The following is a 24,399-nucleotide window of genomic DNA, read 5'->3' on the forward strand; positions in this document are numbered from 1 at the left end:
ACTCAGTGTGGAGAAGACCATGAGCGCAAATGCCGAAACTCAGGCAACGACGCAAGCTCCGAAAAATAAGAAAAAAACGCGCAAAGTCGCGATGCTCTTGTTAACCGGGATTTTCATTATTATCGCCATCGCCTACCTGTTCTACTGGCTTCTGGTGTTACGTCATTTCCAGTCTACCGACGATGCATATGTGGCCGGTAATCAGGTTCAGATTATGGCGCAGGTGTCGGGCAGTGTGACCGACGTCAATTTCGACAGCACCGACTTTGTAAAAAAAGGCGACGTGCTGGTGACTATCGATCCGACCGATGCAGAGCAGGCTTTCGAACGCTCTAAAACGGCGCTGGCCAACAGCGTGCGTCAGACGCATCAGTTGATCATCAACGGTAAACAATATCAGGCCAATATCGCGCTGCGTCAGACCCAACTGCAACAGGCGCAGACTGACCTCAAACGCCGTATCGTGCTGGGTAATGTCGATGCGATTGGTCGTGAAGAACTGCAACACGCCCGTGATGCAGTCGATACGGCGAAAGCGCAATACGATGTCGCCGTTCAGCAATACAACGCCAATCAGGCGATGATTCTGGATACGCCGGTCGATAAGCAGCCGCAGGTTCTGCAGGCCGCCGCTCAGGTGCGTGACGCATGGCTTGCCCTGCAACGTACCAAAGTGCGCAGCCCGATTGACGGTTTTGTCTCACGTCGTGCCGTACAGATTGGTCAGCAGATCAGTCCGACAACCTCCCTGATGGCGGTGGTTCCGGCGCATCACATCTGGGTCGATGCCAACTTTAAAGAAACCCAGCTGGCGAATATGCGTATTGGTCAGGTGGCAACCGTGGTCAGTGACATGTACGGCGATGACGTGAAATACCACGGCAAAGTCGTCGGTATGGACATGGGCACTGGCGGCGCGTTCTCGCTGTTACCGGCGCAGAATGCCACCGGCAACTGGATCAAAGTGGTTCAGCGTCTGCCGGTACGTATCGAACTTAACGATCAGGAAGTGGCTGAGCATCCGCTGCGTATCGGTTTATCCACGCTGGTGACCGTCGATACTCAAAACCGTGATGGTCTGGTGCTGGCGAATAAAGTCCGCAGCGAACCGCTGTATCAGACCAGCGCGCTGACGCTGGATCTGGCGCCGGTCAACGCCATCATTGCTGACGTTATCCATGCCAATGCAGGCTAAAATCTCCGGAGGCCTTCGTGGCAAATAAACCGCTGGTAGGCGCCCCGCTGGCCTGGATGACGGTGGCTTTGTCTTTGGCTACCTTTATGCAGGTGCTGGACTCGACGATCGCCAACGTGGCGATCCCGACCATCGCCGGGAATCTGGGTGCCTCGAACTCACAGGGCACCTGGGTTATCACGTCGTTCGGGGTGGCGAACGCCATCTCGATCCCAATCACCGGCTGGCTGGCAAAACGTATTGGCGAGGTCAAACTCTTCCTGTGGTCCACGGTGCTGTTTGCGATTGCATCGTGGCTGTGCGGTATGTCCACCAGTCTGGAAATGCTGATCTTCTTCCGTGTGGTGCAGGGTGTGGTGGCAGGTCCGCTGATCCCGCTTTCGCAAAGTCTGTTACTGAATAACTATCCGCCGGCCAAGCGAAGTACCGCGCTCGCGCTTTGGTCGATGACAGTGATCGTCGCCCCGATCTGCGGGCCGATCCTGGGCGGGTATATCAGTGATAACTACCACTGGGGTTGGATCTTCTTTATCAACGTGCCGATCGGCATTGCGGTGGTGTTCCTGACGCTGAGAACGCTGAAGGGGCGCGAAACCGCGACGCAAATCAGGCCCATCGACAGTGTGGGGTTAGTGCTGCTGGTACTGGGCATTGGCGCATTGCAGGTGATGCTCGACAGGGGTAAAGAACTCGACTGGTTTAACTCGACGGAAATTATCGTGCTGGCGGTCGTGGCGGTGGTCGCGCTCTGTTTCCTTGTGGTCTGGGAACTGACCGACGACCATCCGATAGTCGACCTGTCACTGTTTAAATCGCGAAACTTCACCATTGGCGTGCTGTGTATCAGCCTGGCCTACATGCTCTACTTCGGCGCAATTGTGTTGCTGCCGCAGCTATTGCAAGAGGTCTATGGGTATACCGCCACCTGGGCGGGTCTGGCGTCCGCGCCGGTGGGGATTTTGCCGGTTCTGATGTCGCCGATTATCGGGCGTTTTGCACACCGTCTGGACATGCGAAAGCTGGTGACCTTCAGCTTTATCATGTATGCCTACTGCTTCTTCTGGCGTGCGTATACGTTCGAACCGGGGATGGATTTTGGCGCATCTGCGTGGCCGCAGTTTATTCAGGGCTTCGCCGTCGGCTGCTTCTTTATGCCGCTGACGACCATTATTCTGTCCGGTTTACCGCCTGAACGCATGGCGGCAGCATCAAGTTTGTCGAACTTTATCCGTACGCTGGCAGGCTCGATTGGTACGTCGATCACTACCACCATGTGGTCTAACCGTGAATCGCTGCACCACGCGCAATTGACGGAAAACATCACGCCGTTTAATCCGGCGGCAACGCAAACCTATCAGCAGCTGGAAGGGATGGGCATGAGCCATCAGCAGGCTTCTGGCTGGATAGCGCGGGAAATCACTAATCAGGGACTGATCATCTCTGCCAATGAGATTTTCTGGTTATCCGGTGGCGCATTCCTGGTACTGCTGATCTTAATCTGGTTCGCCCGTCCGCCGTTCACCAGCGGTGGCGGAGCCGGTGGCGCGCACTGATCCAGGTATTCCCTGAATGTCAGAAAGCAAAACGGACGCATTACGCGTCCGTTTTTTTATGGCTAAAACCGGGCGATTACGCCTGGTTCTGACGCCACCATTCTGCCAGCAAAATACCGGATGCCACGGAAACGTTGAGGCTTTCCACTTTACCGGTACCGCCGATTGACACGCTCAGGTCACCCTGCTGCCAGGCGCTGTCAGACAAACCATCACTTTCTTCACCCAGCACCAGCACCATTTTAGCCGGTAACTGCGCTTTGCCCAGCGCCGTACCTTTATGGCTCGACGTGGTCACGATGGTGTATCCCGCGTTACGGAAGGTTTCCAGCACTTCAAGGAAATTATCAGCACTGATGGCTTTAACGTGTTCCGCGCCGCCTTCAGCGGTACGGACTGCGGCGCCAGATTCCAGCTGAGCCGGATCCTGAACCATCATCCCGTTGATACCGAAATGCGCACAAGAACGCATGATACCGCCGAGGTTGTGCGGGTTGCCGACGTTTTCCAGCGCCAGTACGCAGTCTTTCGCCGGAGCCGTTTGCAGATACGTTTCTGCATCCAGACCCTGACGTTTTTTGATCAGGAAACACACGCCGCCGTGGTGTTCGGTACCGGATGCTTTCGCCAGTTCGTCATCTTCAACCACATGGTAGGCTTTGCGGTTTGCCGCCATCCAGCGCAGTGCTTCACGGAAACGCGGGGTCACGGATTGCACAAACCACGCACGGACGATAGCGTCCGGACGGCTTGCGAACAGTGCCTTACAGGCGTTTTCGCCATACACGCGGGTTTCTTCCTGACGCTGACGACGCAGCTGCTCAGGATCGATAAAGCTTTTGCCGCTGATACCCCCGTGATCCGGAACAGATTCATCTGCCGGCGGACGTGAAACAGTTTTCCACGGCGAAGAGTACGGGCCGTCGTCATCACGCGCCGGACGACGCGGGCGATCATCGCCACGACGCGGAGCCGGACCGCGGGAATCACCACGGGAGTCGCTGCTACGACGCTCATTGCGGCGGGCATCGTCGGGACGGGAACCCTGGCGAGGTTTATCGCCCGGACGTCCTTTATTGTTGGAAGGACGTTTATCGTTATTGCGGTTATCGCCGTCGTCGTCACTACGGACGTACATCACTTTGACTTTGCCGTTCTTGCCACTGAATGAATCGTTCATTTTTCTCTCCACCTACGCGCAGGGCGCGAAGATTACCTGATGTCTGTGAGCTAAGCCACAGGCTTTGGACCAAAAGCTTAAAACTATCGTATTCATTGAATAAACCACGTTGTTCAGGTGAGGTATCGCCCTCATACTTACAACATACAAGCAACATATCAGCCGTTTTATTAACCGCTTTTAAGGGTAAAACGGGTTTGTGGTTGATACCCTTCTCACGTTAAGCAATGTAGAGGCTATTTATGAATACGGTTTGTTCATCTTGTCAGGCCACCAACCGCCTGCCTGAGGATCGTATCGACGACGGCGCAAAATGCGGCCGCTGCGGTCACGCACTTTTTGAAGGCGATGTCGTTCACGCCACCGCCGCAACCCTGGACAAATATCTGCAAGATGATTTGCCCGTTGTCATCGACTTCTGGGCTCCGTGGTGTGGCCCTTGCGTTAACTTCGCGCCAATTTTTGAAGATGTGGCACAGGAACGCGCCGGTAAAATCCGTTTCATTAAGGTTAATACCGAAGCAGAACCTGAACTGAGCGCGCGGTTCCGTATCCGCAGTATTCCGACCATTATGGTGTTTAATGAAGGCAAAATGGTCGATATGTTAAGCGGAGCGATGCCTAAAGCCCCGTTCAACAACTGGCTTAATGAATCATTGTAACGCATATGCCGTCATAAAGCCCTGCCGAAGGCCCGTACAATACGGGCCTTTTACTGTTATTCGCAGTTGCCACTTGCCTGCCCTGACCGGGTGATTAGAATAGCCGTTTTTCGTTAACCGGAATGCTTATGTCAGACAATGCCGTTCTTCGCCTGCGTGAGCAGCGCTTAGCCCGTTCCACCCGCCCTTTCCTTGCGCGCGGATCCCGGGCCATTCGCTGCCAGACCTGCCTGTTACCCACACGTAACTGCATCTGCGCCACGCGCGAAATCCATCAGGCCGCCAGCCGTTTTTGTCTGGTGATGTTTGACACAGAGCCAATGAAACCGAGCAATACCGGCCGGTTAATCGCGGATGTATTGCCCGATACCCAGGCGTTTTTGTGGTCACGTACTGAAACAGATCCGGCGTTGCTGGAAGCCATTGCCGATCCCGAACGTCAGGCTTACGTGGTGTTTCCCGCGTCTTTCGCAACTCCGCCGCGACAGGTATTTACCGACGTTCCGGCAGGCAGCAAACCGCCTTTATTCATTATGCTCGACGGCACCTGGAACGAAGCCCGCAAGATGTTCCGCAAAAGCCCATATCTGGATAATCTGCCAGTGTTCTCCCTCGATGTAAGCGCCAGCTCCGGTTATATCCTGCGTGAAGCCTCGCGCCCGGAACTGCATTGCACCGTGGAAGTGGCCGCTGCCCTGCTGGAAAAAGCCGGTGATGTTGACGCTTCTGCGGGTCTGTCACGACACTTCACCCATTTCCGTACCCAGTATCTGGCCGGAAAACCCCACCATCCGGTGCATCAGCTCACAGCAAAGAACGAAGAAAGCCTCTAGAATCATGGGAACATGATGAACCGGAGAAGTTATGAGTCAGCGCGGACTGGAAGCACTTTTACGACCTGAATCTATCGCGGTTATTGGTGCCAGCAATAAGCCGGGCCGCGCCGGATATCTGATGATGCGCAACTTGCTCGACAGCGGATTTAATGGCCCGGTTCTGCCAGTCACGCCCGCTTATCGTGCCGTATGTGGCGTACTAACCTGGCGGGATGTCGCCAGCCTGCCGATGTCACCGGATCTGGCTATTCTCTGCACGCACGCTGACCGCAATCTCGCCCTGCTCGAACAGCTTGGCGAACGCGGCTGTAAAACAGTCATTGTGCTTTCCTCACAGCCACAACAATTCGCTGATCTGAAATCCTGCGCTCAGCGCTTTTCGATGCGTCTGCTTGGCCCCAACAGTCTGGGTATTCTTGCCCCGTGGCAGAAACTGAACGCCAGTTTTTCACCGGTACCGATCCTTCCCGGCAAACTGGCGTTTATTTCGCAATCGGCGGCCGTCGCCAATACTATTCTCGACTGGGCGCAACAGCGTGCCGTGGGATTTTCTTATTTCGTTTCTCTCGGTGACAGCCTGGATATTGATGTCGATGACCTGCTCGACTTCCTTGCCCGCGACAGTAAAACCAGCGCCATCCTGCTGTATCTCGAACACATCAGCGATGCACGACGTTTTCTTTCCGCCTCACGCAGTGCCTCACGAAATAAACCGATTCTGGTGATCAAAAGCGGTCGAAGCGGACAGGCACAGCAGCTGCTCAACAGCCCGCTCAGCCTCGACGCAGCCTATGATGCCGCTATTCAGCGCGCCGGTTTACTGCGTGTGCAGGATACGCATGAACTGTTTTCCGCTGTTGAAACGCTGAGCCATATGCGCCCGTTGCGCGGTGAGCGCATACTGATTATCAGCAACGGCGCCGCCCCGGCTGCGATGGCACTGGATCAGTTACTCTCGCGTAACGGCAAACTGGCGAAACTCAGTGATGAAACCCGTCACGCTCTGAGCGCCGTTTTGCCACCATCGATTACCGCCGCCAATCCGTTAGACTTGCGCGACGATGCTACACCCAAACTGTATCAGGCGGTCATGACCGCGCTGCTCGACAGCACAGATTACGACGCAGTGCTGGTTATCCACGCTCCCAGCGCGGCGGCACATGGCACCGTGACGGCCAGCCAGCTGATTGAAGCCGTTCGCCAGCATCCCCGAGGTAAATACATTACGCTGCTGACTAACTGGTGCGGTGAGTTTTCGTCGCAGGAAGCCCGCAAACTGTTCACTGAAGCTGGCATCCCGACTTACCGGACGCCGGAAGGCACGGTGACGGCATTTATGCACATGGTGGAATATCGTCGTAACCAGAAACAGCTGAAAGAAACGCCGGCACTACCGGCAGATCTTGAACAGAACACCGATCAGGCACATCAGCTGATCGCCCGGACATTAGCGGAAGGCATCACACAGCTCGATACCCATGAAGTGCGCGCAATTTTGCAGGCGTACGGAATGAATGTATTGCCGACATGGATAGCCAGTGACAGTGCAGAAGCGGTGAATATCGCCAGTCAGGTTGGCTATCCGGTGGCGCTGAAGCTGCGTTCTCCGGACATCCCGCATAATTCAGAAGTCCAGGGCGTTATGCTATATCTGCGCACCGCGAGTGAAGTGGAACAGGCGGCGAATGCGATATTTGACCGCGCCAGGCAGGCATTCCCGCAGGCGAGAATTCAGGGGCTGCTGGTGCAAACCATGGCTAACCGGCCCGGCTCACAGGAGCTTCGCGTGGTGGTCGAACAGGATCCGGTCTTCGGCCCGCTGATTATGCTGGCCGAGGGCGGCACTGACTGGCTTCCGGAAAGACAGGCGGCGATTTCCCTGCCGCCGCTGAACATGACGCTGGCACGCTATAAGGTCGTTCAGGCGCTCAAGAGCGGCAAAATCAGGGGGCGCAATGCGTTGCATCCTCTCGATATCCCGGCGCTCAGTCAGCTGCTGGTAAACGTGTCGAACCTGATTATTGATTGCCAGGAAATCGAACGTCTGGATATTCATCCTTTGCTGGTTTCCGGCAATGAACTCAGCCTGCTCGATGTTTCAATGCAGCTTTCGGCACAGAAGCCCGGCGCACCCTCACGACTGGCAATTCGTCCTTATCCACGTGAACTCGAAGAGCACGTTATACTGAAAGACGGGTCGCAAGCATTGTTCCGCCCGATACTGCCGGAAGATGAACCGCTGCTTAAAGCGTTTATCCTGAAAGTGACGAAGGAAGATCTCTACTATCGCTATTTCAGTGAGATCAACGAATTCACACATGAAGATTTAGCGAATATGACGCAAATCGACTACGACCGCGAAATGGCGTTCGTGGCTATTCATACTGTTAATGAAAAAAGTGAAATTATTGGTGTCACCCGAGCGGTATCAGATCCCGATAATACTGACGCCGAATTTTCGGTTCTGGTTCGCTCAGACCTGAAAGGTTTAGGGCTCGGAAGACGCCTGCTGGATAAGATGATCAATTACGCCTCAGAGCATGGGCTGCAACGTCTGACCGGAATCACTATGCCCAATAATCGCGGCATGATTACGCTGGCCAGAAAGCTGGGGTTTGACGTCGATATTCAGATTCAGGACGGTATCGTGAACCTCTCCCTGACGCTGGAAAAGACCCGAATTTTGTAGCAGGAAACCGTGAGCCTGCGCGATGAACAGGCAAAAGATGCGCACATCAGACAGGACTAATGGTATTATCGACCGATTGTGCGGTTACCTATATCTGTTTGTGCCGCTAAAGCCATTACATGAAGAGAGAAGAAGCGCACTGTGATGTTGTCAAAATTCAAACGTAATAAACATCAACAACACCTTGCTCAGCTACCCAAACTCCCCCAAACGGTTGATGCTGTAAAAACGCTCTACTGTCCGACAGATTTCCGTACGACGCTGCTCGAAGCCATTGCTAACGCCACCCAACGGATTTATCTGGTCGCGCTCTATCTTGAGAACGATGATGGCGGTCGCGATGTGCTGTCGGCGTTGTATGATGCCAAGCAGCGTCGTCCCGAGCTGGAGATTTGCGTGCTGGTTGACTGGCACCGCGCTCAGCGTGGTCGTATCGGCGCTGCAGCGGCAAACACCAATGCTGACTGGTATTGTCGTATGGCGAAAGAGCATCCCGGACTTTCCGTGCCGGTATATGGTGTGCCCGTAAATACCCGCGAAGCGCTGGGCGTTTTGCATCTCAAGGGTTTTGTGATCGACGATCAGGTCATTTACAGCGGCGCGAGCCTTAACGATGTCTATCTGCATCGCCATGAAAAGTATCGTTATGACCGTTATCAGTTACTGACGAATACGGCGCTGGCCAACACAATGATCGACTTTATGAAGAAATCGATCCTGACCGCGTCTGCCGTACAGCGACTGGATCGTGAAGATCGTCCAAAAAGTATTGAGATCAAGAACGAAACACGTCAGTTCCGCCAGACCTTACGTACCAGTGGCTATCATTTTAAAGATAGCGCCGGTAATGATGAACTGGCCATCACGCCGATTGTGGGTCTTGGCAAACAAAATGAGCTGAACCGGACTATCCATCATCTTATGGCCAGTACGGATCATAAGCTGACATTGTGTACGCCTTACTTCAATATGCCTGCCATGCTGGCGCGCAACATTATTCATCTGCTGCGCCGTGGAAAGCAGGTGGAAATTATCGTGGGTGATAAAACCGCGAACGATTTCTATATTCCGCAAGATCAGCCATTCAAAATCATAGGTGCCTTACCGTACTTGTATGAAATTAACCTGCGCCGCTTCCTGAGCCGTTTACAGCGTTTTGTTGACAGCGGACAGTTAATTGTCCGTCTGTGGAAAGACGGTGATAACAGCTATCACCTGAAAGGCATGTGGGTGGATGACCGCTGGCAACTGATTACCGGTAATAACCTCAATCCCCGCGCCTGGCGTCTGGATCTTGAGAATGCCATTTTGATCCACGATCCGCATAAAGAAATGGCCGCTTCGCGTCATAAAGAGCTGGAAGAAATTCGCCAGCATACGCATGTGGTTTCGCACTATATGGAACTGGAAAGCATTCCAAATTATCCGGTCAAAGTTCGTAAGCTTATCCGACGCTTACGGCGGATAAGAATCGACAGACTCATCAGCCGAATTCTGTAATTGGCTATACTGAAAGCCTGATCATCGTGATCGGGCTTTTTTTTATCTGGAATTCCACCCTATGATGCAAAGATTATCTGTATCGCTCAGACTTCCTCTTATCGCGCTGATATTGGGATGCAGTGGGTGCACGCATTATGCGAATGACGCATGGACAGGCAAAGATAAAGCCGAGCACTTTGTGGGATCAGCAGTATTAGCAGCAGCTGGAACTGCCTATGGTGATCGTCAGGGATGGAATGAAGCACGCAGCCGCTCATTCGGACTGATGTTTTCTGTCGGACTGGGTGCGGCGAAAGAGCTTTATGACAGCCGGGAAGGCGGAAGCGGATGGAGCTGGAAAGATTTTAGCTGGGATATCGCAGGCGCAGCTGTCGGATACAGCGCTTATCATCTGACTCATTACTGACAGGGGTTCTGGCAGAGCTCAAGCAGAGTAATAAATGCCAAAATCAGGGCAAGTAATGTCCAAACATCAGCAGATTCCCCATAGCAAAAAGCCCTGTACGTCAGTACAGGGCTTTCCACTTATTTGATGCCTGGCAGTTCCCTACTCTCGCATGGGGAGACCCCACACTACCATCGGCGCTACGGCGTTTCACTTCTGAGTTCGGCATGGGGTCAGGTGGGACCACCGCGCTACTGCCGCCAGGCAAATTCTGTTTCATCCATACCGCATCATGTCATGATTTCTCACACACTCCGCCATACGAACCAATCTCGGAACATTCAGCTGAAAATCTACTTCAAGTCTCTAAAAACACCTTTGGTGTTGTAAGGTTAAGCCTCTCGGGTCATTAGTACTGGTTAGCTCAATGCATCGCTGCACTTACACACCCAGCCTATCAACGTCTTAGTCTTAAACGTCCCTTCAGGTGGCTTAAAGCCACAGGGAAGACTCATCTCGAGGCAAGTTTCGCGCTTAGATGCTTTCAGCGCTTATCTTTTCCGCATTTAGCTACCGGGCAATGCCATTGGCATGACAACCCGAACACCAGTGATGCGTCCACTCCGGTCCTCTCGTACTAGGAGCAGCCCCTCTCAATCTTCCAACGCCCACGGCAGATAGGGACCGAACTGTCTCACGACGTTCTAAACCCAGCTCGCGTACCACTTTAAATGGCGAACAGCCATACCCTTGGGACCTACTTCAGCCCCAGGATGTGATGAGCCGACATCGAGGTGCCAAACACCGCCGTCGATATGAACTCTTGGGCGGTATCAGCCTGTTATCCCCGGAGTACCTTTTATCCGTTGAGCGATGGCCCTTCCATTCAGAACCACCGGATCACTATGACCTACTTTCGTACCTGCTCGAGCCGTCACTCTCGCAGTCAAGCTAGCTTATGCCATTGCACTAACCTCACGATGTCCGACCGTGATTAGCTAACCTTCGTGCTCCTCCGTTACTCTTTAGGAGGAGACCGCCCCAGTCAAACTACCCACCAGACACTGTCCTCACCCCGGATCACGGGGCCGAGTTAGAACATCAAACATTAAAGGGTGGTATTTCAAGGTTGGCTCCACGCAGACTGGCGTCCACGCTTCAAAGCCTCCCACCTATCCTACACATCAAGGCTCAATGTTCAGTGTCAAGCTATAGTAAAGGTTCACGGGGTCTTTCCGTCTTGCCGCGGGTACACTGCATCTTCACAGCGAGTTCAATTTCACTGAGTCTCGGGTGGAGACAGCCTGGCCATCATTACGCCATTCGTGCAGGTCGGAACTTACCCGACAAGGAATTTCGCTACCTTAGGACCGTTATAGTTACGGCCGCCGTTTACCGGGGCTTCGATCAAGAGCTTCTCCTTGCGGATAACCCCATCAATTAACCTTCCGGCACCGGGCAGGCGTCACACCGTATACGTCCACTTTCGTGTTTGCACAGTGCTGTGTTTTTATTAAACAGTTGCAGCCAGCTGGTATCTTCGACTGGCTTCAGCTCCGGGAGCAAGTCCCTTCACCTACGCGCCAGCGTGCCTTCTCCCGAAGTTACGGCACCATTTTGCCTAGTTCCTTCACCCGAGTTCTCTCAAGCGCCTGAGTATTCTCTACCTGACCACCTGTGTCGGTTTGGGGTACGATTTCGTGTTACCTGGAGCTTAGAGGCTTTTCCTGGAAGCTTGGCATCAACTACTTCACCACCGTAGTGGCTCGTTATCACGCCTCAGGGTTGATATGCGACCGGATTTACCAAATCACACCCCCTACACGCTTGAACCGGGACAACCGTCGCCCGGCTAGCCTAGCCTTCTCCGTCCCCCCTTCGCAGTAACACCAAGTGCTGGAATATTAACCAGCTTCCCATCGACTACGCTTTTCAGCCTCGCCTTAGGGGTCGACTCACCCTGCCCCGATTAACGTTGGACAGGAACCCTTGGTCTTCCGGCGTGCGGGTTTTTCACCCGCATTATCGTTACTTATGTCAGCATTCGCACTTCTGATACCTCCAGCAAACCTCACAGTTCACCTTCGACGGCTTACAGAACGCTCCCCTACCCAACAACGCATAAGCGTCGCTGCCGCAGCTTCGGTGCATGGTTTAGCCCCGTTACATCTTCCGCGCAGGCCGACTCGACCAGTGAGCTATTACGCTTTCTTTAAATGATGGCTGCTTCTAAGCCAACATCCTGGCTGTCTATGCCTTCCCACATCGTTTCCCACTTAACCATGACTTTGGGACCTTAGCTGGCGGTCTGGGTTGTTTCCCTCTTCACGACGGACGTTAGCACCCGCCGTGTGTCTCCCGTGATAACATTCTTCGGTATTCGTAGTTTGCATCGAGTTGGTAAGCCGGGATGGCCCCCTAGTCGAAACAGTGCTCTACCCCCGAAGATGAGTTCACGAGGCGCTACCTAAATAGCTTTCGGGGAGAACCAGCTATCTCCCGGTTTGATTGGCCTTTCACCCCCAGCCACAAGTCATCCGCTAATTTTTCAACATTAGTCGGTTCGGTCCTCCAGTTAGTGTTACCCAACCTTCAACCTGCCCATGGCTAGATCACCGGGTTTCGGGTCTATACCTTGCAACTTGACGCCCAGTTAAGACTCGGTTTCCCTACGGCTCCCCTATTCGGTTAACCTTGCTACAAAATATAAGTCGCTGACCCATTATACAAAAGGTACGCAGTCACCCAACAAAGTAGGCTCCCACTGCTTGTACGTACACGGTTTCAGGTTCTATTTCACTCCCCTCGCCGGGGTTCTTTTCGCCTTTCCCTCACGGTACTGGTTCACTATCGGTCAGTCAGGAGTATTTAGCCTTGGAGGATGGTCCCCCCATATTCAGACAGGATGTCACGTGTCCCGCCCTACTCATCGAACTCACAACATATGCATTTTTGTGTACGGGACTATCACCCTATACTGTGCGACTTTCCAGACGCTTCCACTAACACATACGCTGATTCTGGTTCTGGGCTCTTCCCCGTTCGCTCGCCGCTACTGGGGGAATCTCGGTTGATTTCTTTTCCTCGGGGTACTTAGATGTTTCAGTTCCCCCGGTTCGCCTCATTACACTATGTATTCATGTAATGATAATGTGTCGAAACACACTGGGTTTCCCCATTCGGGTATCGTCGGTTGTAACGGTTCATATCACCTTACCGACGCTTTTCGCAGATTAGCACGCCCTTCATCGCCTCTGACTGCCTAGGCATCCACCGTGTACGCTTAGTCGCTTAACCTCACAACCCGAAGGTGTTTCCACCGTCGCGCTGCGATTATTTGAGAGACTCTGTTACAGACTAATCCACCACTCAGTACTTCTACGGAGAGTGATGTTCAGCTGTAAACTTTCAATTTTCAGCTTGTTCCAGATTGTTAAAGAGCAATATCTTAAACACGACTTGTTAAAGTCATCTTTAAGATATTCATTTGATAATGTCTTTCACACATTATCGGAGTGGCGTCCCCAAGGGGATTCGAACCCCTGTTACAGCCGTGAAAGGGCAGTGTCCTAGGCCTCTAGACGATGGGGACACGAAAATTCCGTACCAGACCACACAGTGGTTTGGCACTTTTCGCATCAGCGTAAGGTTACCCTTACTGCATCAACAGGTGCTCTTGCTCATTAATTTCATCAGACAATCTGTGTGGACACTGCACAATGCGTATCTTGAGGTAAGGAGGTGATCCAACCGCAGGTTCCCCTACGGTTACCTTGTTACGACTTCACCCCAGTCATGAATCACAAAGTGGTAAGCGCCCTCCCGAAGGTTAAGCTACCTACTTCTTTTGCAACCCACTCCCATGGTGTGACGGGCGGTGTGTACAAGGCCCGGGAACGTATTCACCGTAGCATTCTGATCTACGATTACTAGCGATTCCGACTTCATGGAGTCGAGTTGCAGACTCCAATCCGGACTACGACATACTTTATGAGGTCCGCTTGCTCTCGCGAGTTCGCTTCTCTTTGTATATGCCATTGTAGCACGTGTGTAGCCCTACTCGTAAGGGCCATGATGACTTGACGTCATCCCCACCTTCCTCCGGTTTATCACCGGCAGTCTCCTTTGAGTTCCCACCATTACGTGCTGGCAACAAAGGATAAGGGTTGCGCTCGTTGCGGGACTTAACCCAACATTTCACAACACGAGCTGACGACAGCCATGCAGCACCTGTCTCAGAGTTCCCGAAGGCACTAAGCTATCTCTAGCGAATTCTCTGGATGTCAAGAGTAGGTAAGGTTCTTCGCGTTGCATCGAATTAAACCACATGCTCCACCGCTTGTGCGGGCCCCCGTCAATTCATTTGAGTTTTAACCTTGCGGCCGTACTCCCCAGGCGGTCGACTTAACGCGTTAGCTCCGGAAGCCACGCCTCAAGGGCACAACCTCCAAGTCGACATCGTTTACAGCGTGGACTACCAGGGTATCTAATCCTGTTTGCTCCCCACGCTTTCGCACCTGAGCGTCAGTCTTTGTCCAGGGGGCCGCCTTCGCCACCGGTATTCCTCCAGATCTCTACGCATTTCACCGCTACACCTGGAATTCTACCCCCCTCTACAAGACTCTAGCTTGCCAGTTTCAAATGCAGTTCCCAAGTTAAGCTCGGGGATTTCACATCTGACTTAACAAACCGCCTGCGTGCGCTTTACGCCCAGTAATTCCGATTAACGCTTGCACCCTCCGTATTACCGCGGCTGCTGGCACGGAGTTAGCCGGTGCTTCTTCTGCGAGTAACGTCAATGTACAGTGCTATTAACACTGAACCCTTCCTCCTCGCTGAAAGTGCTTTACAACCCTAAGGCCTTCTTCACACACGCGGCATGGCTGCATCAGGCTTGCGCCCATTGTGCAATATTCCCCACTGCTGCCTCCCGTAGGAGTCTGGACCGTGTCTCAGTTCCAGTGTGGCTGGTCATCCTCTCAGACCAGCTAGGGATCGTCGCCTAGGTGAGCCATTACCTCACCTACTAGCTAATCCCATCTGGGCACATCCGATGGCGTGAGGCCCGAAGGTCCCCCACTTTGCTCTTACGAGGTCATGCGGTATTAGCTACCGTTTCCAGTAGTTATCCCCCTCCACCAGGCAGTTTCCCAGACATTACTCACCCGTCCGCCGCTCGCCGGCAAAGTAGCAAGCTACTTCCCGCTGCCGCTCGACTTGCATGTGTTAGGCCTGCCGCCAGCGTTCAATCTGAGCCATGATCAAACTCTTCAATTAAAAGTTCGATTTGCTTAAACAAGTTAAGCGGTGCTCAGAGATTACTTCGTAATAATTCAACTAAATGAATTACTGCTTGGTCACTCTAAGACTTGACATTACTGTCAATAAATATTTTGCCACCGAAGTGGCTGATATCGTCTTGTGAGTGCCCACACAGATTGTCTGATAAATTGTTAAAGAGCAGTGAGTTACGCGCTTTCGCTTGCTAACTCGAGGTGGCGTATATTACGCTTTCCTCATTCAGTGTCAACCGTTTATTTCATCCGGTTGCCGCTGTTTTTAATCTTTCCGACCCGGTTACTTCGTGATGTTGTTCACGTTGCTCCCTGTCGATGGAGCGGCATTATAGGGAGTTCTCAGCAGGTCGCAAGGGCTAATTTCACTTTTCTCATCAACCGCCCATAAATTCATCAAATGAATTAATAATGAACAAAAGATGCATAAAAAACGGGCTCCGGATTGCTCCGGAGCCCGTTTTAGCTTCCTTATTACCTAATTACTGTCTTGCGATGATGTGATCATTTTCTACATCGACAGTAATTGGCTTGCCTGGTATCAGCTTGCCAGACAAAATTTGCTGAGCCAGCGGGTTTTCAATCTCCTGCTGGATGGCACGTTTCAACGGACGCGCGCCATAAACCGGGTCAAATCCAGTATTGCCCAGCAACTCGAGCGCCGCATCGGTGAGCGTTGCCGTATAGCCGTGTTCTTCTAAACGTTTATACAAACGTTCCAGCTGAATCTTAGCGATGTTTTTAATATGCGCATGCCCCAGCGGATGGAACACGACAACTTCATCTATACGGTTGATGAATTCCGGACGGAAGCTGTGTGTGACCACTTCCATGACCGATTCTTTCATCTGCGCATAGCTGGCCTCGCCAAAGTGCTGCTGAATAATGTCTGAGCCCAGGTTAGAGGTCATGATGACCACCGTATTACGGAAGTCGACCGTTCTGCCCTGCCCGTCCGTTAAGCGACCGTCATCCAGCACCTGTAATAAGATGTTGAAGACATCAGGGTGCGCCTTCTCTACTTCATCTAATAAGATGACAGAGTAAGGACGGCGACGAACCGCTTCGGTCAGGTAACCCCCTTCCTCATAACCGACATAACCCGGAGGCGCACCGACCAGACGCGAAACAGAGTGTTTTTCCATAAACTCTGACATATCGATGCGAACCATCGCGTCATCGCTGTTAAACAGGAATGTCGCCAGCGCTTTACACAGCTCTGTTTTACCCACACCGGTCGGACCGAGGAACAGGAATGACCCGATCGGGCGGTTTGGATCCGACAACCCTGCACGACTACGACGAATCGCATTCGATACCGCTTCAACCGCTTCGTTCTGACCAATCACACGATTGTGCAACTCTTCTTCCATACGCAGCAGTTTTTCACGTTCGCTTTCCAGCATGCGTGCCACCGGAATACCAGTCCAGCGCGCCAGCACGTCGGCAATTTCCACATCTGTCACGCGGTTGCGTAACAGCTTCATGGTTTTACCTTCCGCCTGAGTGGCTGCTGCCAGCTGTTTTTCCAGTTCAGGGATTTTCCCGTACTGCAATTCTGACATACGTCCCAGGTCACCCACACGGCGAGCCTGTTCAAGCGTAATCTTCGCCTGCTCCAGTTCCGCTTTAATATTCTGCGTGCCAGTCAGGGAAGCTTTTTCGGCTTTCCACTCTTCTTCCAGCTCAGAATATTCGCGCTCTTTCTGGTTCAGTTCGGTTTCCAGCATCTCCAGACGTTTCACACTGGCGTCATCAGACTCTTTCTTCAACGCCTGCTGTTCCAGTTTCAGCTGGATAATACGGCGATCGAGACGGTCCAGAGACTCCGGTTTAGAGTCCATCTGCATACGAATGCTGGATGCCGCTTCATCTATAAGGTCGATCGCTTTATCCGGTAACTGACGATCCGAGATGTAACGGTGGGACAACGTCGCCGCCGCAACGATAGCCGGGTCAGTAATCTGGACATGGTGATGCAGCTCGTAGCGTTCTTTCAGACCACGCAAGATAGCGATGGTGTCTTCAACAGAAGGCTCGGCAACAAACACTTTCTGGAAACGACGCTCTAACGCCGCATCCTTCTCTATAAACTGACGATATTCATTTAATGTCGTCGCACCTACGCAGTGAAGTTCACCACGCGCCAGAGCCGGTTTCAGCATATTGCCGGCATCCATCGCGCCATCGGCTTTACCCGCGCCAACCATGGTATGCAATTCGTCGATAAACAGAATGACGTTGCCTTCCTGTTTAGCCAGATCACTCAGCACGCCTTTCAGACGTTCTTCAAATTCACCGCGATATTTCGCGCCAGCCACCAGTGCGCCCATATCTAATGAAAGCACTCGTTTATTTTTCAGGCCTTCCGGCACTTCACCATTAATGATGCGTTGTGCCAGTCCCTCCGCAATCGCGGTTTTACCGACACCAGGCTCACCAATAAGAACCGGGTTATTTTTGGTACGACGTTGCAGAACCTGAATGGTTCGGCGAATTTCTTCATCACGACCGATGACCGGATCCAGTTTGCCCTGCTCGGCACGTTCGGTCAGATCGATAGTGAATTTTTTCAATGCCTGACGTTGGTCTTCGGCATTCTGATCATCCACTTTCTCACCTCCACGCATTTGATCGATAGCCGCAGTAATTTTCTCGGCCGTTGCGCCGCAGGCTTTTAACACATCCGTTAAAGAGCCGCGGTCTTTCATCACAGCCAGAACAAACAGTTCTGAAGAAATAAAGGTATCAGCACGCTGCTGTGCCAATTTGTCACAAAGATTTAAAACACGTACCAGTTCATTGGATGGTTGAACATCCCCACCGGTACCTTCAACTTGCGGCAAACGCCCCAAAGCCTGATCAACGTCCGTGCGCAGTTTCTGGGTATCTACCCCAGCCGCAGTTAATAAAGGACGAACGGTCCCGCCTTCCTGAGTAAGCAAAGCGCTCATCAGGTGAACAGGTTCGATAAATTGATTGTCGCGCCCGAGCGCGAGTGACTGAGCATCCGCGAGGGCAAGCTGGAATTTGCTGGTAAGACGATCCAGACGCATAACACCTCCAATACTGAACAAAATTGCTACTGGAGATTAGATGAGGTCAACCCTCACGTTTTCAAGGTTATCTTGGCAGTATATTAGGAGGACTGCTGCTATGCGCGATGGATCGTCTTGATTCGATAGGTTATATCAGCCAAATTAAACTTGCCAGCCGTCCGGTAATTCCGTCGCGCCGGTAAGAGTAAAATGTGGTGCTGTCAGTCACAGTGCAATACTCGCCGCCATAAATAGCGGTGAGACCGGCGGCCTGTAAACGTAATCTGGCTAACTGGTAGATGTCGGCCATAAATTTGACACCCACAGGCGTAAAAGCAACGGATGCATTACTGTTCTCCGCCAAAAAGGCGTCACGCACTTCACCGCCGACTTCAAAATGCGCAGGACCAATTGCCGGTCCCATCCACGCCATGATTTCTGCGGGAGCAGCCTCAAAGCAGGCAACCGTATTTTCCAACACGCCTGCACACAAACCACGCCAGCCCGCATGCGCTGCAGCCACTTCATCGCCGTTTTTACTGCAAAACAGAACCGGTAAACAGTCGGCTGTCATTGCTGCACAGACAACGCCTGGCTCGCGGGTATAGGCCGCATCGGCAATCTGTGTCGGAATAAGAGGAGTTTGCGATGATAAACGAACCACGTCGGTGCCATGAACCTGCTCCAGCCAGTGTGGCGAAGCAGGCAGACCGCCAAGTTCAATCAACCGCTGGCGGTTCAGCGCAACATGCTCAGGAGAATCCCCGACATGACTGCCGAGGTTAAGCGAACCGTAAGGTGGCAGACTGACGCCTCCTTTGCGGGTTGTCGCACATGACCGCACCGATGCCGGTTGCGGCCACTGAGGCTGGATAAGCAGGCTCATTACCAGTTCATCTGGTCCTTGAACTCTTCGGTATCCGCTTTAAGCGCATTGATCAGGTCAACCATATCCTGCGGAAGTGGCGCATGCCATTCCATCTGAATACCGGTTACCGGATGATAAAGACGCAGCATGGTCGCATGAAGAGCCTGACGATCAAAGCTACGCAGCATATTGATAAATGCTTCGGAAGCGCCTTTTGGCAGACGCGGACGGCCACCATAAAGCTGATCACCCAACAGAGGATGGTTAATATGTGCCATATGTACGCGGATCTGATGCGTACGGCCGGATTCCAGACGCAGACGCAGACGCGTATGAGCACGGAAATGCTCCATAATGCGATAGTGTGTGGTCGCCGGTTTGCCGGTCGGATGAACCGCCATGTGCGTACGCTTGGTGGAATGGCGCGCAATCGGCTCATTCACTGTGCCGCCTGCCGTCATTGTACCAATAGCGACTGCTTCATATTCGCGGGTGATTTCGCGCGCCTGAAGTGCAGTGACCAGATGCGTTTGCGCAGGAACTGACTTCGCGACGACCATCAGACCCGTGGTGTCTTTATCGAGACGGTGAACAATGCCGCAGCGAGGAACATCAATGATTGCCGGGTAATAATGCAGCAAAGCATTCAGTACCGTGCCATCAGGATTCCCTGCGCCCGGATGAACAACCAGATCGCGGGGTTTATTGATGACTAAAATATCGTTATCTTCATACACGATATCTAAAGCGATATCTTGTGGCAGCCAACGCGCTTCTTCTTCAATTTGCGCATCGATTGCGATAGCCTCGCCACCCAACACTTTTTCTTTTGGTTTGGTCACTTTTTTGCCATTGACCGTGACCCTGTCTTCAAGGATCCAATCTTTTATGCGAGATCTTGAATAATCAGGGAACAATTCGGCCAAAGCCTGATCTAACCGTTGACCGAGTTGAGATTCGGCCACCGTTGCGGTGAGTTGTACTTGTTGTGCCATATGCAGCTTCTTGGTTAACGTTGGGTTTTCACGGCGATGCCGTTTAAAATAATGTGCTATTGTAGCTGGTCTTTGTCGGGAGCTTAACGGACAGTCTCCCAGAATAACACCTGAGGATAATCAAAACGTCATGACGCGTGTGAAATATCTGGTGGCAGCAGCCACGTTGAGCCTGGCGCTGGTCGGTTGCTCCAGTTCCAAAGAAACGGTTCCCGATAACCCGCCTAACGTCCTTTATGCCACTGCCCAGCAAAAGCTGCAGGACGGTAACTTTAAAGGCGCGATTGCGCAATTAGAAGCGCTGGATAACCGCTATCCGTTTGGGCCTTACTCGCAGCAAGTTCAGTTAGATCTGATTTATGCCTATTACAAGTCTGCTGACTTGCCAATGGCTCAGGCTTCTATTGATCGCTTTATGCGTCTGAACCCAACCCATCCAAACATCGACTACGTCATGTATATGCGTGGTTTAACGGATATGGCGTTGGATGACAGTGCGCTGCAAGGATTCTTCGGTGTTGATCGTTCAGACCGTGATCCGCAGCATGCGCGTGCAGCATTCCGCGATTTCAGCCAGTTGATCCACACGTATCCAAACAGCCAGTACGCCACTGATGCGACTAAACGTTTGGTATTCCTGAAAGATCGTTTGGCGAAATACGAGCTGTCAGTGGTGCAATACTACACTAAACGCGGTGCGTACGTCGCTGTTGTTAACCGTGTTGAGCAAATGCTGAAAGATTACCCGGATACGAAAGCGACGCATGACGCGCTGCCGTTGATGGAAAGTGCCTATCGTGAACTGCAGCTGAACAACCAGGCTGATAAAGTTGCGAAAATTATTGCGGCCAATAACGCAGCATAATTTTAAAATGTCCGTACACACAAACGGTAGCTCAGGCTGCCGTTTTTTTTGGCTTTGATTCGGGAAAAGTCAGAGAAGAGTGAACGTGATGAACGAAAAAACAGGTTAAAAAACGCAGAAGATAATGCACTGATCCCATCAATCATGCCTGCTCCTTATCGAAGTCTCAAGGCCTTTCCCGCCATTAATTACCCTGGGTCACATAAACGCCAAAGTTGACAAAAAGTGACAAAAAACCGTGGTTTTGGGCAGGCATTTCATAAAAAAGGCTGGTATGTTGGATTCATCGGAGACGGAAATAAGAGAGGTAAGTCATATGACAGTCAACATTACCAGTAAACAAATGGACATCACCGCCGCGATTCGTGAACACATCGAAGGCCGTCTGAAAAAACTGGATAAATGGCAAACTCAGCTCATTAACCCGCACATAATCCTGTCGAAAGAACCTCAGGGATTTGTCGCCGATGCGACCATCAGTACACCAAACGGGAAACTGGTTGCCAGTGCTACACACGATGATATGTACGCTGCGATTAACGACATGACCGCCAAGCTTGAGCGTCAGCTCAACAAAGCGCAGCACAAGGGTGAAGCCCGCCGTGCAGAATCCGGCGTCAAAGAACTCAATCTGGAACCGGTGCAGGAAGAAGAGGTATAACCGGCTTATCGGAAAGGCAGTTCACAACGCGCTCTCAGGAGCGCGTTTTTTGTGTCCTGAGGAAATCTTATTGACACAGGGAAAAGCCAGCGGTTACTTTAAGACTCTCCTCAAACTTATGGAAACAACGCTCACATGAATACCCGTCTGTTTTTCTTCGCATTCTTTTTTACCTTCCCCTGATTGGGAGGCGTTTCGTCGCGAAAGAATGAATGCGAAGACGAACAACAAAGCCTCCTGAAAAGGGGGCTTTTTTTATGCCTGCGTTTTACACATTTTGCTGAAAGAAAGAACATCAAAAAGGGTAACAACATGACCGAGAACTCATTACTGGCTCTGCGCGAACGCATCAGCGCATTAGACCTGAAACTGCTGGCTCTGCTGGCAGAACGACGCACGATGGCGATAGAAGTCGCGCAATCCAAAATGCACTCTCACCGCCCGATCCGCGACAAAGAACGTGAAATTGAACTGATTAACGCACTGATTCAGGAAGGGAAAAAACAGGGGCTCGACGGTCATTACATCACCCGCGTGTATCAGCTGATCATTGAAGATTCCGTTCTGACCCAGCAGGCTCTGCTCCAGCAACATCTGAATAAAACCCCTTCTGATTCCGCCCGTATCGCTTTCCTCGGTCCGAAAGGTTCTTATTCACATCTTGCCGCACGCCAGTTTGCCGCCCGCCATTTCGACCAGTTCATCGAATGTGGCTGCCAGAAATTCCAGGATATCTTCTCTCAGGTAGAAACCGGTCAGGCCGATTACGCCGTATTGCCCATTGAAAATACCAGTTCTGGTTCAATCAATGACGTTTATGATCTGCTGCAACACACCAGCCTGTCGATTGTGGGTGAGCTGACCAATCCTATCAATCATTGCGTACTGGTTGCGACCGATACTGATTTGTCGCAGATCCAGACGGTTTACAGCCATCCTCAGCCTTTCCAGCAATGCAGTCAGTTCATCAACCGCTTCCCTCACTGGAAAATTGAATACTGCGAAAGCACTGCGGCGGCGATGGAAAAAGTGGCCGCGGCCAATTCTCCACACGTAGCGGCGCTCGGCAGCGAAGCCGGTGGCGCGCTGTATAAACTGCAGGTGCTTGAACATAATCTGGCGAACCAGCAGGAAAACATTACCCGCTTCATTGTTCTGGCGCGCAAAGCGATTGAGGTCACAGATCAGGTTCCGGCCAAAACTACGCTGATTATGGCGACCGGCCAGCAGGCAGGTGCGCTGGTAAATGCGCTGCTGGTGCTGCGCGATCAGGGCATCATCATGACCAAACTGGAATCTCGCCCGATTAACGGCAATCCATGGGAAGAGATGTTTTATATCGATGTGCAGGCCAACCTGCGTTCTGAAGAAATGAAAAAGGCGCTGAAGGATCTGGCTCCGATCACCCGTTCGCTGAAAGTGCTCGGCTGTTATCCAAGCGAGAACGTCGTCTCTGTTGATTTGTAATTTCACAAACAACCTGTAATTTCTCGCAAACAAAAAGGGCGCTGCACACAATGGCAGCGCCCTTTTTTCATTTCAGGACAACTTACTTACGGTTGTCGTTAGCCTGTCTCAGCAGCGCACCACTTTCTTTCAGGAAGCGTGGCGCATAATCGCCAAACCAGTGCTCAACCTTTCTGAATTTGTCGATAAACGCCTGTTTATCGCCGCTTTCAAGCAGAGCAAGCGCATCACCAAAACGCTGATAGTAACGTTTAATCAGCGCCAGATTGCTTTCTGACGACATAATAATGTCAGCATAAAGCTGCGGATCCTGCGCAAACAATCGTCCGACCATCGCCAGTTCGAGGCGGTAAATCGGTGAAGACAGTGCCAGCAATTGCTCGATCTGCACATTCTCTTCTGACAAATGCAGCCCATACGCAAAGGTCGCGAAGTGGCGCAATGCCTGAATAAACGCCATATTCTGATCATGTTCGACGGCGCTGATTTTATGCAACCGTGCGCCCCAGACCTGCAACTGCTCAAGCAGCCACTGATATGCCTGAGGTTCGCGGCCATCGCAATACACCACCACCTGTTTAGCCAGGCTGCTGACATCCGGACCGAACATCGGATGCAGACCAAGTACCGGGCCTTCATGCACTGCCAGCATCGCCTGCAGCGGACGGTTTTTTACCGACGCCAGATCCACCAGAATACAGTCATCAGGGAGTTTCGGCAGACGTGCGATCACTTCTTCGGTCAGATGGATCGGTACACTGACGATGACCATTCCGGCATCCGCCAGTAATGTTTCTGCCTGCGGCCAGTCTTCCTGCTCCAGCACTTTCACCTGATAACCGGAAAGCTCCAGCAAACGGGTGAACAAACGTCCCATCTGCCCGTTCCCGCCGATAATCACCACCGGACGCAGTGCCGGATGCAGCGTCTTGAAGCCTTTATCGTTTTCGCTTGAGTAGGACTCACGCATCACGCGGCGCAATACATCTTCAATCAGATCCGGCGGAACACCGAGGTTTTGCGCTTCCTGACGACGTGAAGCCAGCATCGCTGCTTCACGTTCAGGCACATAAATCGGCAAACCATAACGGCTTTTGACTTCCCCGACTTCGGCCACCAGCGCAAGACGCCGTGATAAGAGATCTAATAACGCTTTATCAACGTCGTCGATCTGATCGCGCAACGCGTTAAGTTCTGCCACCATAAAA

At 52.2% G+C, this 24,399-nt stretch carries 17 protein-coding genes, 1 tRNA gene, 3 rRNA genes and 1 other annotated feature; of the genes, 12 read left to right on the forward strand and 9 right to left on the reverse strand.

Translation table 11 applies throughout. The features are described from left to right. Positions 1-19: 19 nt before the first annotated feature. Both emrA and emrB read left to right on the forward strand, forming a co-directional pair. Positions 20-1,195: a multidrug efflux MFS transporter periplasmic adaptor subunit EmrA gene (emrA, locus tag CKQ54_RS21200; RefSeq protein ID WP_120163709.1), complete on the forward strand. Its 1,176-nt coding sequence runs from the start codon at positions 20-22 to the stop codon at positions 1,193-1,195. Between the two features lie 17 nt (positions 1,196-1,212). Then, entirely contained in the window at positions 1,213-2,748 is a 1,536-nt protein-coding gene (gene emrB / locus CKQ54_RS21205; RefSeq protein WP_113877526.1) for a multidrug efflux MFS transporter permease subunit EmrB, read from the forward strand. A 76-nt stretch (positions 2,749-2,824) separates the two neighbouring features. On the opposite strand, the gene CKQ54_RS21210 is transcribed toward emrB, so the two are convergent. After that, on the reverse strand, positions 2,825-3,928 hold the full coding sequence (locus CKQ54_RS21210; RefSeq protein ID WP_095923430.1) for a tRNA/rRNA methyltransferase: 1,104 nt from the start codon (positions 3,926-3,928) through the stop codon (positions 2,825-2,827). A 242-nt stretch (positions 3,929-4,170) separates the two neighbouring features. On the opposite strand from CKQ54_RS21210, the gene trxC reads away from it, so the two are divergent. From trxC to CKQ54_RS21235, 6 genes are all read left to right on the forward strand, one after another. Next, positions 4,171-4,590 (forward strand): thioredoxin TrxC, encoded by a 420-nt coding sequence (gene trxC / locus CKQ54_RS21215; RefSeq protein WP_015695963.1) that lies wholly within the window; start codon positions 4,171-4,173, stop codon positions 4,588-4,590. A gap of 128 nt (positions 4,591-4,718) precedes the next feature. After that, the gene (locus CKQ54_RS21220; protein ID WP_120163708.1) at positions 4,719-5,423 is read left to right on the forward strand and encodes a tRNA-uridine aminocarboxypropyltransferase; all 705 of its coding nucleotides are present in this window, start codon (positions 4,719-4,721) and stop codon (positions 5,421-5,423) included. Positions 5,424-5,454: 31 nt separating this feature from the next. Next, positions 5,455-8,115 carry a bifunctional acetate--CoA ligase family protein/GNAT family N-acetyltransferase gene (locus CKQ54_RS21225; protein WP_120163707.1) on the forward strand — a complete coding sequence of 887 codons (2,661 nt, stop codon included), beginning with the start codon at positions 5,455-5,457 and terminating at the stop codon, positions 8,113-8,115. 119 nt (positions 8,116-8,234) lie between these two features. Then, positions 8,235-8,282, forward strand: a complete 48-nt coding sequence (locus CKQ54_RS25850) for a hypothetical protein (protein ID WP_217203873.1) — start codon at positions 8,235-8,237, stop codon at positions 8,280-8,282. Continuing rightward, the gene (pssA, locus tag CKQ54_RS21230) at positions 8,263-9,615 is read left to right on the forward strand and encodes a CDP-diacylglycerol--serine O-phosphatidyltransferase (RefSeq protein ID WP_244220276.1); all 1,353 of its coding nucleotides are present in this window, start codon (positions 8,263-8,265) and stop codon (positions 9,613-9,615) included. Before CKQ54_RS25850 ends, pssA begins: the two co-directional genes overlap by 20 nt. A gap of 64 nt (positions 9,616-9,679) precedes the next feature. After that, positions 9,680-10,024, forward strand: coding sequence for a YfiM family lipoprotein (locus CKQ54_RS21235; RefSeq protein ID WP_113877599.1), 345 nt, complete (start codon positions 9,680-9,682; stop codon positions 10,022-10,024). Positions 10,025-10,152: 128 nt separating this feature from the next. On the opposite strand, the gene rrf is transcribed toward CKQ54_RS21235, so the two are convergent. The 7 genes from rrf to rluD all read right to left on the reverse strand — a co-directional run bounded on the left by rrf (position 10,153) and on the right by rluD (position 20,198). Beyond that, positions 10,153-10,268: ribosomal RNA gene (gene rrf, locus CKQ54_RS21240) — 5S ribosomal RNA — on the reverse strand. A gap of 123 nt (positions 10,269-10,391) precedes the next feature. Then, positions 10,392-13,300, reverse strand: a 23S ribosomal RNA gene (locus CKQ54_RS21245). A 219-nt stretch (positions 13,301-13,519) separates the two neighbouring features. Next, positions 13,520-13,595, reverse strand: a tRNA-Glu gene (locus CKQ54_RS21250). Positions 13,596-13,737: 142 nt separating this feature from the next. Continuing rightward, positions 13,738-15,280, reverse strand: a 16S ribosomal RNA gene (locus CKQ54_RS21255). The 16S, 23S and 5S rRNA genes sit together here with 1 tRNA gene alongside, the layout of an rRNA operon. 499 nt (positions 15,281-15,779) lie before the next feature. Next, entirely contained in the window at positions 15,780-18,353 is a 2,574-nt protein-coding gene (gene clpB, locus CKQ54_RS21260; RefSeq protein WP_113878078.1) for an ATP-dependent chaperone ClpB, read from the reverse strand. Positions 18,354-18,483: 130 nt separating this feature from the next. Next, positions 18,484-19,221 carry a purine nucleoside phosphorylase YfiH gene (yfiH, locus tag CKQ54_RS21265; protein WP_120163563.1) on the reverse strand — a complete coding sequence of 246 codons (738 nt, stop codon included), beginning with the start codon at positions 19,219-19,221 and terminating at the stop codon, positions 18,484-18,486. Continuing rightward, positions 19,221-20,198 (reverse strand): 23S rRNA pseudouridine(1911/1915/1917) synthase RluD, encoded by a 978-nt coding sequence (rluD, locus tag CKQ54_RS21270; RefSeq protein ID WP_112290595.1) that lies wholly within the window; start codon positions 20,196-20,198, stop codon positions 19,221-19,223. Before rluD ends, yfiH begins: the two co-directional genes overlap by 1 nt. 130 nt (positions 20,199-20,328) lie before the next feature. On the opposite strand from rluD, the gene bamD reads away from it, so the two are divergent. The 4 genes from bamD (at position 20,329) to pheA (ending at position 23,191) form a co-directional block, all read left to right on the forward strand. Then, on the forward strand, positions 20,329-21,063 hold the full coding sequence (gene bamD / locus CKQ54_RS21280; protein ID WP_112290596.1) for an outer membrane protein assembly factor BamD: 735 nt from the start codon (positions 20,329-20,331) through the stop codon (positions 21,061-21,063). 316 nt (positions 21,064-21,379) lie between these two features. Continuing rightward, positions 21,380-21,724, forward strand: coding sequence for a ribosome-associated translation inhibitor RaiA (gene raiA / locus CKQ54_RS21285; RefSeq protein WP_120163562.1), 345 nt, complete (start codon positions 21,380-21,382; stop codon positions 21,722-21,724). 134 nt (positions 21,725-21,858) lie between these two features. Further along, positions 21,859-21,983 (forward strand) — a sequence feature (Phe leader region). Beyond that, entirely contained in the window at positions 21,860-21,907 is a 48-nt protein-coding gene (locus tag CKQ54_RS26115) for a hypothetical protein (RefSeq protein WP_369794779.1), read from the forward strand. (Overlaps the previous feature by 48 nt.) 53 nt (positions 21,984-22,036) lie before the next feature. Then, positions 22,037-23,191 (forward strand): bifunctional chorismate mutase/prephenate dehydratase, encoded by a 1,155-nt coding sequence (gene pheA / locus CKQ54_RS21290; RefSeq protein WP_120163561.1) that lies wholly within the window; start codon positions 22,037-22,039, stop codon positions 23,189-23,191. Positions 23,192-23,273: 82 nt separating this feature from the next. Here pheA and tyrA read toward each other — a convergent pair whose 3' ends face one another. Continuing rightward, entirely contained in the window at positions 23,274-24,395 is a 1,122-nt protein-coding gene (tyrA, locus tag CKQ54_RS21295; protein WP_112290601.1) for a bifunctional chorismate mutase/prephenate dehydrogenase, read from the reverse strand. Between the last annotated feature and the right edge of the window lie 4 nt (positions 24,396-24,399).

The organism is Rahnella variigena, from assembly GCF_003610915.1.
GTDB classification, from domain to species: Bacteria; Pseudomonadota; Gammaproteobacteria; order Enterobacterales; family Enterobacteriaceae; genus Rahnella; species Rahnella variigena.

What these genes read in the sequence shown, in the direction of transcription:
- yfiH (WP_120163563.1), bottom strand. Translation starts at nt 19,221, where the DNA reads ATGAGCCTGCTTATCCAGCCTCAGTGGCCGCAACCGGCATCGGTGCGG.
- bamD (WP_112290596.1), top strand. Translation starts at nt 20,329, where the DNA reads ATGACGCGTGTGAAATATCTGGTGGCAGCAGCCACGTTGAGCCTGGCG.
- trxC (WP_015695963.1), top strand. Translation starts at nt 4,171, where the DNA reads ATGAATACGGTTTGTTCATCTTGTCAGGCCACCAACCGCCTGCCTGAG.
- clpB (WP_113878078.1), bottom strand. Translation starts at nt 18,353, where the DNA reads ATGCGTCTGGATCGTCTTACCAGCAAATTCCAGCTTGCCCTCGCGGAT.
- CKQ54_RS21235 (WP_113877599.1), top strand. Translation starts at nt 9,680, where the DNA reads ATGCAAAGATTATCTGTATCGCTCAGACTTCCTCTTATCGCGCTGATA.
- CKQ54_RS21225 (WP_120163707.1), top strand. Translation starts at nt 5,455, where the DNA reads ATGAGTCAGCGCGGACTGGAAGCACTTTTACGACCTGAATCTATCGCG.
- pheA (WP_120163561.1), top strand. Translation starts at nt 22,037, where the DNA reads ATGACCGAGAACTCATTACTGGCTCTGCGCGAACGCATCAGCGCATTA.
- emrA (WP_120163709.1), top strand. Translation starts at nt 20, where the DNA reads ATGAGCGCAAATGCCGAAACTCAGGCAACGACGCAAGCTCCGAAAAAT.
- CKQ54_RS21220 (WP_120163708.1), top strand. Translation starts at nt 4,719, where the DNA reads ATGTCAGACAATGCCGTTCTTCGCCTGCGTGAGCAGCGCTTAGCCCGT.
- tyrA (WP_112290601.1), bottom strand. Translation starts at nt 24,395, where the DNA reads ATGGTGGCAGAACTTAACGCGTTGCGCGATCAGATCGACGACGTTGAT.
- rluD (WP_112290595.1), bottom strand. Translation starts at nt 20,198, where the DNA reads ATGGCACAACAAGTACAACTCACCGCAACGGTGGCCGAATCTCAACTC.
- CKQ54_RS21210 (WP_095923430.1), bottom strand. Translation starts at nt 3,928, where the DNA reads ATGAACGATTCATTCAGTGGCAAGAACGGCAAAGTCAAAGTGATGTAC.
- raiA (WP_120163562.1), top strand. Translation starts at nt 21,380, where the DNA reads ATGACAGTCAACATTACCAGTAAACAAATGGACATCACCGCCGCGATT.